The sequence below is a fragment of the Thalassospira sp. genome (assembly GCF_040218635.1).
Classification (GTDB): Bacteria; Pseudomonadota; Alphaproteobacteria; order Rhodospirillales; family Thalassospiraceae; genus Thalassospira.
The window spans coordinates 461,747-475,453 of sequence record NZ_JAVJRB010000012.1; the positions used below are offsets into that span (position 1 = coordinate 461,747).

At 51.4% G+C, this 13,707-nt stretch carries 11 protein-coding genes; 4 read left to right on the top strand and 7 right to left on the bottom strand.

Annotation, left to right across the window (positions count from 1 at the left end; all coding sequences use genetic code 11):
- Window positions 1-88 precede the first annotated feature (88 nt).
- The gene (locus RIC05_RS16105) at window positions 89-2,494 is read left to right on the top strand and encodes a tetratricopeptide repeat protein (protein ID WP_350046134.1); all 2,406 of its coding nucleotides are present in this window, start codon (window positions 89-91) and stop codon (window positions 2,492-2,494) included.
- A 94-nt stretch (window positions 2,495-2,588) separates the two neighbouring features.
- Here RIC05_RS16105 and RIC05_RS16110 read toward each other — a convergent pair whose 3' ends face one another.
- The 3 genes from RIC05_RS16110 to RIC05_RS16120 all read right to left on the bottom strand — a co-directional run bounded on the left by RIC05_RS16110 (window position 2,589) and on the right by RIC05_RS16120 (window position 5,033).
- Window positions 2,589-3,092 (bottom strand): universal stress protein, encoded by a 504-nt coding sequence (locus RIC05_RS16110; protein ID WP_350042763.1) that lies wholly within the window; start codon window positions 3,090-3,092, stop codon window positions 2,589-2,591.
- Between the two features lie 253 nt (window positions 3,093-3,345).
- Window positions 3,346-4,110, bottom strand: coding sequence for a TIGR02186 family protein (locus RIC05_RS16115; RefSeq protein WP_350045668.1), 765 nt, complete (start codon window positions 4,108-4,110; stop codon window positions 3,346-3,348).
- On the bottom strand, window positions 4,110-5,033 hold the full coding sequence (locus RIC05_RS16120) for a sulfite exporter TauE/SafE family protein (protein ID WP_350042761.1): 924 nt from the start codon (window positions 5,031-5,033) through the stop codon (window positions 4,110-4,112). The genes RIC05_RS16115 and RIC05_RS16120 overlap by 1 nt, the downstream gene beginning before the upstream one ends.
- A gap of 120 nt (window positions 5,034-5,153) precedes the next feature.
- On the opposite strand from RIC05_RS16120, the gene RIC05_RS16125 reads away from it, so the two are divergent.
- Entirely contained in the window at window positions 5,154-5,405 is a 252-nt protein-coding gene (locus RIC05_RS16125; RefSeq protein WP_350045669.1) for a sulfurtransferase TusA family protein, read from the top strand.
- A 72-nt stretch (window positions 5,406-5,477) separates the two neighbouring features.
- Window positions 5,478-5,960, top strand: coding sequence for a GNAT family N-acetyltransferase (locus RIC05_RS16130; RefSeq protein ID WP_350045670.1), 483 nt, complete (start codon window positions 5,478-5,480; stop codon window positions 5,958-5,960).
- Window positions 5,961-6,001: 41 nt separating this feature from the next.
- Here the strand turns inward: RIC05_RS16130 and RIC05_RS16135 are convergent, their stop codons facing one another.
- The 3 genes from RIC05_RS16135 to RIC05_RS16145 are packed head-to-tail and all read right to left on the bottom strand — an operon-like array spanning window position 6,002 to window position 11,001.
- Entirely contained in the window at window positions 6,002-7,408 is a 1,407-nt protein-coding gene (locus RIC05_RS16135; protein ID WP_350042758.1) for a DUF2336 domain-containing protein, read from the bottom strand.
- Between the two features lie 12 nt (window positions 7,409-7,420).
- Complete coding sequence (locus tag RIC05_RS16140; RefSeq protein WP_350045671.1) at window positions 7,421-9,157, bottom strand: sensor domain-containing diguanylate cyclase; 1,737 nt, start codon at window positions 9,155-9,157, stop codon at window positions 7,421-7,423.
- On the bottom strand, window positions 9,154-11,001 hold the full coding sequence (locus tag RIC05_RS16145; RefSeq protein ID WP_350045672.1) for an EAL domain-containing protein: 1,848 nt from the start codon (window positions 10,999-11,001) through the stop codon (window positions 9,154-9,156). Before RIC05_RS16145 ends, RIC05_RS16140 begins: the two co-directional genes overlap by 4 nt.
- 481 nt (window positions 11,002-11,482) lie before the next feature.
- Here RIC05_RS16145 and RIC05_RS16150 point away from each other — a divergent pair, with 481 nt between their 5' ends.
- Entirely contained in the window at window positions 11,483-12,862 is a 1,380-nt protein-coding gene (locus tag RIC05_RS16150; protein ID WP_350045673.1) for a flavin monoamine oxidase family protein, read from the top strand.
- A 40-nt stretch (window positions 12,863-12,902) separates the two neighbouring features.
- On the opposite strand, the gene RIC05_RS16155 is transcribed toward RIC05_RS16150, so the two are convergent.
- Window positions 12,903-13,598, bottom strand: a complete 696-nt coding sequence (locus RIC05_RS16155) for a GGDEF domain-containing protein (protein ID WP_350045674.1) — start codon at window positions 13,596-13,598, stop codon at window positions 12,903-12,905.
- Between the last annotated feature and the right edge of the window lie 109 nt (window positions 13,599-13,707).

Genomic DNA, 13,707 nt, shown 5'->3' on the forward strand with positions numbered 1-13,707 from the left:
GCTTGGGCGTTATGGTTGGCCCGCAATTAAATTCACGTATGGCAATAGGTATTCCTTGTCTGATTTCGCCGCCATTTACCGATCTGCGTTGGGTTTGTATGAAGCAGGCCAGCTTGCGGAGGCTGAACAAGCCTGCCGCACAATGACCCGTAGCTATCCGCAAGCAGCAGAAGCCATGCATTTGGCCGGGTTGGTCGCGATGCGTCAGGGGAACCAGACGCTGGCGGCAGAACGGATGGGACGGGCAGCAATTGCCGATGCCAATAGTGCCGAAATTCAGCATGACCATGCACAAGCCTTAAAATCGATTGGGAAACTTCGCGATGCAGTGGGCGCGTTTAAACGCGCCATTCGGCTGTGTCCGGATGCACCGGCCCTTTATTGTAATATTGCCAATACCTATCGCCAGTTAGACGAATTGGACAGCGCACGCGCAAATTACGAACGTGCGTTGGAAATGGCCCCTGATGTTGCCGAAATTCATGCCAATTTTGCCGCCTGCCAATATGCGATGGGCGATATCAATGGGGCTGAAAAATCCTGTATGACCGCGCTTAAAATGCGCGATGATATTGTCAATGCGTTGGTTTTGATTGGCCAGATACGCCTTGATCAGGGACGTACTGTTTCGGCAAGCGAACCCTTGCGCCGTGCCTTAACGCTTGAGCCGGGGCATCAACGTGCGCTGAGTGCCTATGGTGATGCGCTGTTTCGTCTTGGTCAGTTTGCCGGTGCGCAGCATTGCTTGCGTCAGGTCTTGGCCCTTGATCCCGATGATGAAAGTGCCCGCCGGACATTGGCGATGCTGAACCTTCGTGTCGGGCAGGGGACCGAAGCAATCGGTGCGCTTGAACCGCTAATGGTGAAATACCCCAAAGATCCGCAATTGCTTTTGATGATGGGTGAGGCACTAAGCCTTGTTGGTCGTCATGGTGAGGCGGTTGAACGATTTGGGGCAGCCATCGGTGTGGGTGGCGGCGATGACGCGGTATTTCGTCTGGCGGTCGAACTTGCCGAAGAGGGCGATACAGAATCCGCACAATCGGTTTTGCAAAACGGCATTGATCGTAAAATTGCTGCGGGTCAAAACACCACATTATTTCGCACAGCACGTCGTTTGCTGTTTGCGCCGGTACCAAGCAACCTTGCGGCCCAGAATGATGAAGTTGTTCGGGATCTTTTGGACGATACGCTTGATGAAGATGCGATTGAACCGGATCTGGAATTCGTTGGAACCGACCGGATTGATCCGGTCATTTTGACGCGTTTCCCGCCGGTTTGGCGCGCGGCATTGCGCCCGGAAGGCGACAAGCAACTTCGCGCAGTGGGCCATTATTGGGAAAGGTTGGTTTCGGGCTATGATGTGCCTAAAGTCAGCCGATCCAAAGAACGCAAAGGTGGTAAAATCCGTCTCGGGATTGTGTCGGCCAATATGCGTGATAATGGCATTGGCCGCTGGATTGTTGGTCTTGCGGACGCCATTGACCGTGACCGGTTCGATGTCACCATCATTCGACCCCCAACAGGCGAAGACGATATTACGGCACGGATCGACGATCATGCTGATCTTGTTGTGCCCTTGCCCCTTGATCCCTTGCATTCTGCACGGGTAATTGCCGGGCTTGATCTTGATGTCTTGCATTATGTCGATCCGCAGTCGGATGCCTATACCATGATGCTGGCAAGCTGGCGTTTGGCACCGCTTCAGATTTCGGGTGGGGGCATTGCCGCGACCAGTGGTCTTTCAAATATTGACTATCATTTGATTGCAGAAGATTGGGAAACGGCCGGCGGGGAAAAGCGGTTTAGTGAAAAGCTGATCCGCTTACCGGGACTTTTCGTGAATGCAAGCCCGCCTGAAGATGTCGACATGACGCCAAGTGAACTTCAGCGCCGCTGGCGTCTGGCACAGGATCGCAACACGTATCTTTGCCCGCAGCCCTTGGATGTTCTCACGGCTGAATTTGATCCGTTGATCGCGGAAATTCTGCGTCTTGATGAAACGGCGGAACTTTTGCTGATCGCGCCAGAACGCGATAGTTGGGATGCTGCGTGGGGACGTCGGTTTGCGGTCAATTACGCCGATGTGGCAGGCCGGATGCGGTTTGTCACGGTGCGGAACCGCTCAGACCTATTGTCGCTTCTATGTGCGGTGGATGTCGTTCTTGAGAGTCCGGCCTGGAATGACGCGATGTTGGCGTTTGATTGCCTTGGGCTTGGTGTGCCACTTGTGACATTACCGGGAAGTGCAGCACGTTCGCGGCGCAGTCATACGTGCTACCGTCAGATTTCGGTGTTTGATTGTGTTGCCTATCATTCAGCAGATTTCGTTGATACGGCGTTGACGCTGGCGACCGATAAACGCCGCCGATCTGTGGTGTCGCATGCGATCAAAAGCCGATCACACATCCTGTTTGGCCAAAAATCATCCTTTGATGCCTATATGCAGTTCCTTGATCAATGTGTTGCTGTTCCAGCAGACAAAGTGATCTGATTTCCCCAAGATTTCCATAAAAAAAGCCAACCCGTGTATGGGCAGTTTGCCGCTGCAATTGGTTGGCTTTTATGTTGGGGATTTTGAGACGGAATTAGCTGAGCGCGTCAATATCGGCTTCTGACAAGGCGGCGGGCACAATCGTCAGCGGCAGGCGAAGTTGCCCGACCGTGTCGCTTTTGGTCAGGGCTGTGATCAGCGGGCCGGGACCATCTGACGTGGTGCCTGCGGCAAGAACAAGAATGGAAATCTGTTCTTCTTCGTCAAGTAGCGTCAGCAATTCATCCTTTAAGCGGCCTTCGCGGATGAACAAAAGCGGCATGGAGCCGGTTTGTTCATGGACATAGGCGGCGAGTTCATTGACGCGGGCCTCTGCTTCGTCGCGGGCCTCTTCTTTCATAAGGTCACCAACCGCCATCCAGTGTTGGAATTCAGCAGGTTCAATAACACTGAGCAGGGCGACGCGTCCGCCAGTATGCTGTGCCCGGCGGCAGGCATAGCGAAGTGCCTTGGTCATTTCGTCGCTGTTATCGACAACAACAAGAAATGTCCGGTTGGACGTGGCGCGGAGTTCCTGATCGGCATCGTATGACGTCATATGGCTTCTCAAAATGGTTTCCTGATCCGGTCCATATGGACGTGTATATGGGGCGCGTCCACATGCCGGATCAGCAAAGTGTGCCGTAAATTGTGGTTTGTTTCCAAGTTGTTTTTATGAACATCGATAAAGATTTATTATTTGCGATTGCAGCAAAAAATGCCGCATGTGCGAATGCGTAAAGCGCATCAGACTGATTTGAATGGGATGTGGGGCGGACTTGATCTGCCGGCGGCACGCCAAAGGATGTCGATTATCTTTTGCGGAAGGCAACACTTGCGATCCAGCCCGCGATGATCGCGATGATGACGGCGATAATGCCATACAAGGCCGAATAACGGTGGGCGAAGTCATAGACTGCGGCACTGACACCTGTTTTGGAAACCACAAGCGGCGTGGTTTTAACGCTGGCAATGCGGCCATCCCGAATCAGATAGACATTGATCGTGTATGTGCCTGTCGGGGTGTTGGCCGGAAAATGAATATCAGTCCGGAACAGCTGATTTGACAGAAAACTGATTTTGGCCGGACGACGATTGAACAAGCCGGCATTTTGCATGTTGCGGACCAGTGCCTCGCGATAAACCTTCTGGTCTATTTCGGTGGTTCCGCTTTCCGCAATGAAACGCTGATGTTCCAAACCGATGCGATAGTCTTTCAGGACATTTTCTGGTGCAATAATCTCGATCGGGCGGTTTGACGCGCTGGCATAATAGGCCGGTACGTTTTTGTAACGCGCACTGTCGCTGTTGATCCAAATGCCGACTTTGCGTTCTTTCTGACGGACGATCATGTCCTGATCGGGGCCGCGCACCGTGACAATGACATCGCCTTCATTTTGAACCGCGCCAAACAGCAATACATCGGTTCCGGTAAAGCCGGTTGTGATCGCCACAAGGTGATTGGATAAATCAACGACAAGCGGGTCGGCCGATGCAGATTTTGCTGTGTGGCCAATGGCATAGAAAACGAAGGCGGTCAAACAAACGATCATTGATTTATGCAAGGAAGCTGCCATTACAGGTTCCCCGGCATGATCGAATAAAGTTCACTTGGTTCAATCACCAAATCAAACAGAAGCTTCAGACAAACCGACAGAACCAGCAGCCCAAGAAGGGCACGTAAATGTTCGGCTTTTAGCCGTGCGCCAAACTGTGCGCCAAACTGTGCGCCAATGACCCCACCGATCAAAAGCAGGATCGCTAGGGCAACATCAACGGTTTGGGTTTGGACCGACTGCAGAAAGGTAACGTTCGCCGTCACGAAAATAATCTGGAAAAGGGATGTGCCAATCACAACCCCGGTAGGCATGCCGAGCAGATAAATCATTGCTGGCACCATGACGAACCCGCCACCAACTCCCATCAACGCGGTCAGCATGCCAACAAAGAACCCGATGGCAAGCGGGAGCAGGGCACTGATATAAAGGCCGGAACGGTAAAACCGCATTTTGAACGGCAGGCCGTGGATGAAGCTGTGCTGGTGTTTTTTGCTGCGTCGGAACGCACTACCTTTGCGGCGTGTTTTGAAAATCGCATGGGTCGCTTCGACAAGCATCATGCCGCCAATAATGCCAAGGAAAATGACGTAGCACAGCGAAATGACAAGATCGATTTGCCCCAAAGACCGCAGCCAGGCAAAGACCCAAACACCAACCGTTGAGCCGACAATGCCGCCAGCCAGCAACACAAGGCCCATTTTCAAATCGACATTTCCGCGTCGCCAATGGGCGAATACGCCAGATACGGATGATGCGACAATCTGATTTGCGGCAGTTGCAACAGATACTGCTGGTGGGATACCGTAAAAGATCAAAAGCGGGGTGATCAAAAAGCCCCCGCCAACGCCAAACAGGCCAGACAAAAAGCCTACCCCGCCGCCCAGTCCCAGAATAAGGAATATATTTACCGATATTTCGGCAATCGGGAGATAGATTTGCATCTTGGGGAGGCTAACAGCGTTTGATTGATTGTTATTATTCAGTCTAACATATTGTGCAAATGCAACAATCGCCAATTGGCACTATCTCAGACCAAATTCGTTTTTTTTATAAGGTCGTTCATGACGTCATCTTCAAGTGATACTTACGATGTTATTCTTGATGCACGGGGGTTGATATGCCCAATGCCGGTGCTTAAGGCAAAGAAGTCTTTGCGCGATGTTCCTGACGGGGGCATTTTAAAAGTGATGGCAACCGATCCCGGGTCTGTTGCAGACATGAAATCCTTCTGCGAGATGACGGGTAACCGGCTGGTCTCATCGAAAGAAGAAGACGGTGTTTTTGTCTATCACATCGAAAAGGCGGGCGCGTAGCTATCCATCGCTCGTTACCGCCCCTTGGGAAAGTCAATGTCCTTATCTTTCGAGCCGTGAAGAGATTTTCAGATGCCAGACACACGTAATAATCTGAACTGGGTGACATGCCGTTTTGAAGAAATGTCACCGTTTCAGGTTTATAGCCTGCTGAAATTGCGACAGCAGATTTTCATTATCGAGCAAGAATGCATTTTTCCCGAGATCGACGGGCTTGATCCGGTATGCCTGCATATTCTTGCCTTGGATGGAAACGAAGTTCTTGCCGCTACACGCATTGTTGGTCCGGGTCTGGATCCGGATCATGCGGAGCAGGGCGATAGGCCCGCGATTGGCCGTGTTGTGACGAGCGAGGTTTTGCGTGGGCAAGGCATTGGCCGCGTCTTGATGGCGCGCGCGATTGAAGCCTGTGCCGATAATTTTGCCGGAAAGCCGATCTATTTGAACGCACAGCTTTATCTGCGCGATTTTTATCAAGGTCTTGGCTTTGTGCAATTTGGTGATGAATATGATGAGGACGGGATCGCGCATATCTCGATGGAACGCCCGGCGTAATGCAGGACGTTCCACGCAATCTTACAGATTGTTATTTAAGGTTAGCGTAAGCCGCTTGTCGCCATGCCGGTAAAGAATTCAAGCTGCCAATTCATGTCATCTTCACTAAGCGGATATTGATTGCCGTTACGCGGATTGAGTGTCTGGCTTGGCGGGACGTGACCAAGTTTGACCTGGATTTTCACTGCAAGATCAGCCGGAAGGCCTGCTTTCCATGCCAATGAAACAACACCCTTTGCCGAGTGGGTGTTAAGAACCTTGGTAACGGCTTCTGGCGGTATGCCTGCCAAAACCGACAGGGCTGCACGGGCAAATTTTATATCATTGGCTGCCAATGCCTTCGCAACTTCCTTATCGGTAAGCTTTTTCTTGGCATGAAGTGCAAGGGCCCTTTCGTATGCTGGCTCCTCTTCTTCTTCCTCGCCATCAGTTGCAGCTTTGCCAGATGCTGGGGTGTCGGTTTTACCTTTGGCACCTTTATCTGCGGCTACGGCTTTATCAGCCTTTTTACCCTTTTGTTTTTTGGCATCTTCCGGTGCTTCGTCGCGTTTTTCGAATTCACCAGACGCAATGCGCCGCTGTACGACTTCGCGCACAGCATCGAGCTGTTCCTTTTTAAGGTCCTTGCGCCGTTCAAGCACGCTGATCAGATTTTCGGCAACAAATCGGGCCAGTTTTCCTGCCGCTGTTGGCGGTAAGTGCTGACGTTCAACCAATGGTTCATGCCATTCCGGATAATCCGGTGCGCGATCAATCAGTTGATCAAGGGTTTCTTCACGGATCTGGGCCGATTTGTTGCCCAAAAGGTGCGAAATCGCATCCTTGTCGCTGCTCGACGCAATGGCATCTGAAAGTTTTTCGCCGACATTGCGGCGGCGCGAGACAAAGCTTAGCGCGCCACGCCCGGAACTGCCTTCGATGATTTCAAGAAGGTCTTCTTCGCTCAGAACCGGCGAATATTGTAGAACCGGACCACAAACGACACTTTCCGCATCACGGGCAAGTTGCTGGATGATTGGTTGCGGCGCTTCGGCGATGTCTTTGAGAGTTTCAGAAATTACCTGACGGACATGGACAGCCTGATCTCGCGCGAGTTTATCAAGCGCCTCATAGGTCATCCGACGCAGTTTGTCGGTTTCATTTGGTGTCAGACCGGCCGAGAGATGTGCGATTTTTTCAGCAAGACTGCCACGTACGCTGTCATCGGAATCATCGGTCAGAAGAACATCGGCCTGAACCGGGGTCGCTTCGTTGGCAGCAATATGACGACGGACAGAAGAATCGTTGTCGGTTGCAAGGAAATACAGGATTTCAGGGCGCGTATCATGGCGCTGTGCAAGCTTGCCACGGACATCTGCATCCGGGCTTCCTGCCATTTCCTTGGCTTCGTCATAGGTAATCGGGGTTTCGCGCCGTTTGGTGAAGACCCGCTGCAAAAATCCCTTCATCGGGTATTCCTCCTAATCTTCTATCTTTGCCGGATCTTCTGATCCGGGTGCGGCAGCGATGCCAAAACGACCTTTGCCATGTTTCTTGACCTGATACATGGTTTGATCTGCGCGTTGTACAAGATGCTGTAATTCTTCTTTCGAAGACGGTTCGTGAACGGCGATCCCCACAGATATGCCCAGCGGATGTTCTTTGTCGCCGGAATATTTTGTCAGAATGGCGCTTTCTTTCATCAATACCTTCGCACGCCGTGATGCGGCGTTTACATCCGCTCCTTCAAGCCACAGAACGAATTCGTCACCGCCCAGTCGCGCGACCAAATCAGCGGGGCGCACATTGTCTTGCAGCACATGTGTCAGGGCAAGGATGGCTTCATCACCTGTCTGATGGCCGTGAATATCGTTCACCAGCTTGAAGTTATCCATATCAACATACATCAGGGATGCGGGTTCCGCGGCACGTTGCAATCGGCTATGGCGACGTTTGAGTTCTTCAAAGAACGCGCGACGGTTCAGAAGCCCGGTCATGCCGTCAGTGCGTGACAATGTCAGAATGCGTTCATGCTGGATTGCCTGTTCAATTGCGATGCCGACCTGATCTGAAACCTCGGTCATGATGGCACGTTCGCCATCCGTTGGTTCAGGGTGATCGGCATTAAACATAAAGACCACCGCGCCATTGTTGCGTTGATGGTAATGGCAGCGCAGGGCAAAAATGCGGTATTCGCCAATCTGGGCGTCAAACGGTTCTTCTGTGCTTTGCAGTTGGCTTAGGGCCTGCTTGGCAACTTCGCAGGCATCCTTACTTTCATCGCCAGCAGCGATGTCAAGTTCATCTGTTTCGTCATTACGTTTGAAAATCACACAGTTTGAGCAGGCAAGTGCGCGCGTGCTGGCCTCGGATGCGCCTTTTAAAACCATAAGAGGATCAATTTCGTCACGCATGGTGCGCACGATATAGGTCATCAGGCGGTCTCGGTTTCGTGCGGTCGAGACTTCGCTTTCGCGGCGGCGCTGTTCGGTGATGTCATGGGCCAGACCACGGGTGCCAGTCCACCGTCCTTCACGTGAATAGACAGGGGTCGACGACACAGACAGGCAGGCATCAGTACCGTTTGACCGACGGAACCAGACCGGCACATCACGGACAGCTTTCTGACTGCGGAAAACGTGTTCACTGTCCTGATCACCGGTATCAAGCAGGAAGTTGCGCGGGAAACGCCCGACGATATCATCTGCACGATACCCCAATGCCCCACGCGGGGAGACAAAAACAAACTTGCCGGTTTCATCGGTTTCCCAAGCAAAGGCCGAGGAAACTTCGACAATGTCGCGATATCTTTGGCGCGAATCAATCAGGGCTTCGCGTAAATTACGATCCATGCTGACGTCACGCGGCAAAATCATGACCTGATTGCTGCCGGTCGGAAGGGCGGTCAGTTCAAGTGTTGCTGTGCCGCGCTGAACTTCAAAGGTCATCATCTCAACCACACCACCCGGGGTGGTTAGTGTCCGGCGGATCAGTTGATAAATTTCAGGGAACAGACCATCGCGGATGCCTTTGGCAAACCCGACAGCGTTCTTATTGGCAAATAACGGAACCCCGTGGGCATCCATGACGATGACGGGGGCTTCTGCCTGTGCCATGACTTTGGGATCAAGGGTGAAAAGGCTGGCATCATAGCTGATCAGATCATCGATTGCGTCAGCACTTAACGATGCGGTGTCGACAGGGTGACGGGAAGTCATGCGCGTCCTCCTGTTATGGCCGAGACATCAATATTTTCTTCCGACGAGATGTCGGTCGCTGTTGTGGCATTTGCTTTGTCATAGCCATCCTGGCTGCCAATCGTGACTGGCGGACCAAGATGGTAGCCTTGGCCATAATCAATGCCCAGATCACGGACCATTTCGTAGCTGGCCTGATCATGGATCATTTCGGCAATGGTGTGGATGCCAAGGTCATGACACAGAAGGGCGGTCGCCTTCAGGAAGGCGCGACCTTTGGGATTTGCAAGTGCCGTGCGCATCGCACCACCATCAAATTTGATAATGTCGACATCCAAAGCACTGAGATATTCAAAATTCGCGGCACCGGCACCAAAATCATCCAGACAGATTTCATGACCACGTTTGCGCAAAATCTGCAGTCCGTTATTCACATCGGTAAGTCCGCGGATACGCGACGTTTCGGTGACTTCAAACAAGACCCTATGTGGTGCAATATCGTATTGATCAAGAAGTTCCACCAATGCAGGCAGGAATCCGGTCTGTTCTAGTGAATGTCCTGAAAGGTTCACTGCGACCGGGAAGGGGATGTTGTCTGCGCCATCACGCAAGTGATCGAGAACCTTGCTGCACATCGCCAAGTCAAATTCAGTGATCAGTCCTGTGCCTTCGGCAAAGTGAATGATCTGATCGACAGCAAGCGGGCTGTTGCCGATGTTAAACCGGGCGAGGGCCTCGAAATGGTGCATTTCCTGGCTATGAAGATGGACAATCGGCTGAAGTGCGACGGCAAACGATCCGTTTTCAACGATTTCGCGGAATGCGCGTACGGATTTCAGCGTTTCATTAATCAAATGCGGCAGGCTGGCCGAAAGCCGGGCTGCGGTGACTTCGTTCTGCGCTTTGCGTTGCATACGGTTCAAGGCATATGCAACCGCACGCGTCAGATTGGTTTCACGATCGTTTTCACTGTTTTCAGCATCGAAATGATGAATGTTACGCGCGCTTTCATAGTCACTGCCAAACGGGTCAGATGCATCAGGTCGTTTCGTGTTTGGGTCAGATGAAGACGCGCTATTGGTCAAGGCCATCAAGCCGTCGCGGACCGGTTCTTCAAGATCGGCACGCAATGCTGAGGCATATGCAACAATGCGCCGTTCAAGTTCAATCATCGGTTCGTCAACAGGGTGGATTTTCATCGTTTTATGCGATGAGGACGCGTTGATCGTCAATGACGGTGCGAATTGTTTCACGCCAATGCCGATCAGGCGGGCGAGTTCATTCGTTGCAGCGGTCTCGGCCTGTGAACGCGACGCTGCCAGATTTTCAAGTACGACCAAGGCCTCGCTGTGATAGGAGGCGGCCGCCTTATCGGTCAAGGTTGCTGCATGGCGGGTTTCGGCGTTTTGGTTTTGTCGAATAACGGCGTTTTGCAGAATAATTCGGTCTATGCCGGAACGGGCACGCGGGCGAATCGCACGGTGACGGGCGGCAATGTAATATCGGCTTGACGGGTCGGCGATCATATAACCGCTGAGTGACAAAGGAACGGATTCCTGTAGCGGGCTGCCATCAGCTTCGAAAACCTGAAAATCCAGATCAAGCTCTTCAAGCCGTTTCAATCCGTTGCTGGTGTGCAGATACGCACGCATCAACGGGCGTTCCGACTTTATGACAATGTTTTCAAGTGCTTCACCAATCAAACGGTCCGGTGTGCAGCCCAACAGGCTTTCGGTTGCACCGGCGACAAACAGGATATAGCCGTTTTCATCGACTTCAAGCAGCATATCTGCCCAGCAGAACGCCATGGCCGCTAAAAGGTCCTGGTCGTTTGTTTCCGCAGAATACCCGGTGCTGTCTGTCATTTGTGAACCGTCATATAAAGCCGCCTGATCTTCGTGTGCTGCAGTGTTCGCAGTCTTTCGGAACTTGCGATCTTACTAAGGATATGAAGGATTTGCACTTGATATGCCAAAAAAATCCGCCCCGTCTCTGATCGAAATTTATTGGGCTGGGAAAACCGGCGGTTTTGTGGGCCTGAATGGCGTGAGAAATCCTAGTGATATCTGGTTGTCTATGCGCTTTTTACCGATGCATATCGTGATCATCAAATTTTAGATGGCACTGAACGTCGACGATTGAAAGATACTTATCCATTAAGGGAATTAAATATTAGATGTTTATGCTTTCAGCTCGGTCTATCTTGTTAATCTCAAAAGAGGACGACAGAGGCGTGGCTTGAAGTTCGGCGATTGAGCATCAATTTAAAAACGGGTTTTGGGGCAATGTTATTGGGTGCCATGGCTTTTGAATTGTTTGTGATCTGTTGGAAACATTGAGGTGAATATGCTGAATCGAAACATCAATCGCCGTCGCTTTATTAAGTCTTTTCTTATGGCAACAGGGGTGATTGCTGTTTCGTCCCGGATCGGGATTAAGAATGCACATGCGCTTGAAAATATCTCGGTGATTGTTGTTGGTGCCGGGATCGCCGGGTTGGGCGCGGCGAACATGTTGCGCCAACACGGGGCCAAGGTAACCGTGTTGGAAGCCAAGCCTCATATCGGCGGTCGGTTGCTTACCGATTGGTCCATGGGCGCACCTTTTGAAGTGGGGGCGGGGTGGATCCACGGACCATCCTCAGACAACCCGACCAAGAAATTAGCCGATGCCGTTGGTGCAAAATACGTTGTCACTGATGATGAAAATGCCACGTATTTCGATCTGGAAGGATACGAATACGATGAAGACGAGGTCGAACGTATTGTCGATGCTTGGGAAGGGGTCCTAGACCATATCGACAGTAATTATGAAGTGAATGATCAGCGCAGCTTGGTGCAGGCGATTAAAGATTACCGGCCCGCTTATCTAAGCGACCCAGCCATAATGTGGGTCTTTTCGGCTTATACCGAGTTTTCCAAAGGCGGTGCGATTGAAAAACTATCAGCACCGCTTTTCAATTGGGACTCTGCGTTTGATGGTGATGATGTTGTCGTTACCACGGGATATGACGAAATTCTCAAACCGCTTGCAGATGGAATTGATGTCAAGCTGTCGCACAACGTGACGTCAATTAACTATCAAGTTGATGAACATGTTGTCGTTCAGACCGACAAGGGAACGTTCGAGGCGGATTACTGTATTTGCGCTGTTCCGTTGGGCGTTTTGAAAGCAAACAAGATCAAGTTTCAACCCGATCTTCCGGGCAGTTACAAAGCATCAATCGAAAAACTTGGCTTTGGGAGTGTTACCAAACTTGCCCTTAAATTCGACGAACCGTTCTGGGATATTGAAACCCAGTATTTCGGGATCACAACAGAACCGAAGGGGCGTTGGAATTATTGGCTAAATTACAGAACATTTTCCGATGAAAACATTTTGTTGGGGTTGAGTGTCGGCGACTATGCCCTTGAAGCGGACCGCATGTCAGATCAGGAAATGGTTGACGACGCGCTTATGGTTTTACGCAATGTTTGGGAAGATGAAGTTGGTGAACCAATAGAGGTTCTTGCAACCCATTGGGCAACAGATCCATTCACGCTTGGTGCATATAGTTTTCCCCGGCCTGGTACCACCAAGTCGGATTTCGATGATCTTGGAGAACCAATAGAAAATCGACTGATTCTTGCAGGGGAACATACGATTTTTGATTATGCGGGAACGACACACGGGGCCTATATGACGGGGATTCGTGCCGCAGAATTCATCATTGATGAAGAATCATAAGAAGACAACCGGTGTCGTTGCGAACCACTATTTCAGTGGGTCAAGCCGCGTCGTGGTCGGCATTCTTGGTCGCCACAGTCTTCCGACCTGCGTGTTTTTTGGCATACATGGCGTCATCAGCGGCCCGGATCAGGTCGGAGATATCGCTTTTGGCCGAGTAAACGGTGTAGCCAAAGCTTGCCTTGATGCCAAGGGCCTTGCCTTGCCAGATCAGAGGGAAGCGTGCGGTTGCGTTTTGGAGTTGGTTGATGCGTTTTTCTGCTGCATCTGGACTGCTGCCGCTCATGAGAATGGCGAATTCGTCGCCGCCAAAGCGTGCGACATAGTCATCGGACCGGGTGTGGGTACGCAGGTTTTGACCGAAGTGGCGCAAAACGGCATCGCCCGCGGCATGGCCGTGTTGATCATTTATTTCCTTGAAACCATCAAGGTCAGCAATAACCATCAGGCCACGTTCAGCATTCCGGGCGGCCCGCGCAAGGGCTTCACGGGTGCGGCGCATGAAGCCACGGCGGTTATAAAGACCGGTCAATTCGTCGGTTTCGACCATCAATTCGAGTTGGCGAATTCGATTTTGTTGCTGGTCAAGGCGCGTCTGCATGTCACGGGCCAGATCGACCAGCGTTGACAATGCGTTGCTTTGTTCGGATTCCTCAGTCGCGCGATTGTTAATCGCTGTTTGCTGCTGAAAATCAGCGGCGAGTTCTATGAGCAATTCTATCTGCGACTTTTCCATGAGCTGTCTTGTAACCAATGACATGATATGGTGAAACCCTTAAAAGGATAGCTAACCTTTTAGCGTTAATGGCTTACAAGAACCTTAACGTAGCAGGAATGAATTTGTG

Coding starts and splice junctions, on each gene's coding strand:
- RIC05_RS16110 (WP_350042763.1), bottom strand. CDS start 3,092: ATGACGTCATACGATGCCGATCAGGAACTCCGCGCCACGTCCAACCGG.
- RIC05_RS16115 (WP_350045668.1), bottom strand. CDS start 4,110: ATGGCAGCTTCCTTGCATAAATCAATGATCGTTTGTTTGACCGCCTTC.
- RIC05_RS16120 (WP_350042761.1), bottom strand. CDS start 5,033: ATGCAAATCTATCTCCCGATTGCCGAAATATCGGTAAATATATTCCTT.
- RIC05_RS16125 (WP_350045669.1), top strand. CDS start 5,154: ATGACGTCATCTTCAAGTGATACTTACGATGTTATTCTTGATGCACGG.
- RIC05_RS16130 (WP_350045670.1), top strand. CDS start 5,478: ATGCCAGACACACGTAATAATCTGAACTGGGTGACATGCCGTTTTGAA.
- RIC05_RS16135 (WP_350042758.1), bottom strand. CDS start 7,408: ATGAAGGGATTTTTGCAGCGGGTCTTCACCAAACGGCGCGAAACCCCG.
- RIC05_RS16140 (WP_350045671.1), bottom strand. CDS start 9,157: ATGACTTCCCGTCACCCTGTCGACACCGCATCGTTAAGTGCTGACGCA.
- RIC05_RS16145 (WP_350045672.1), bottom strand. CDS start 11,001: ATGACAGACAGCACCGGGTATTCTGCGGAAACAAACGACCAGGACCTT.
- RIC05_RS16150 (WP_350045673.1), top strand. CDS start 11,483: ATGCTGAATCGAAACATCAATCGCCGTCGCTTTATTAAGTCTTTTCTT.
- RIC05_RS16155 (WP_350045674.1), bottom strand. CDS start 13,598: ATGGAAAAGTCGCAGATAGAATTGCTCATAGAACTCGCCGCTGATTTT.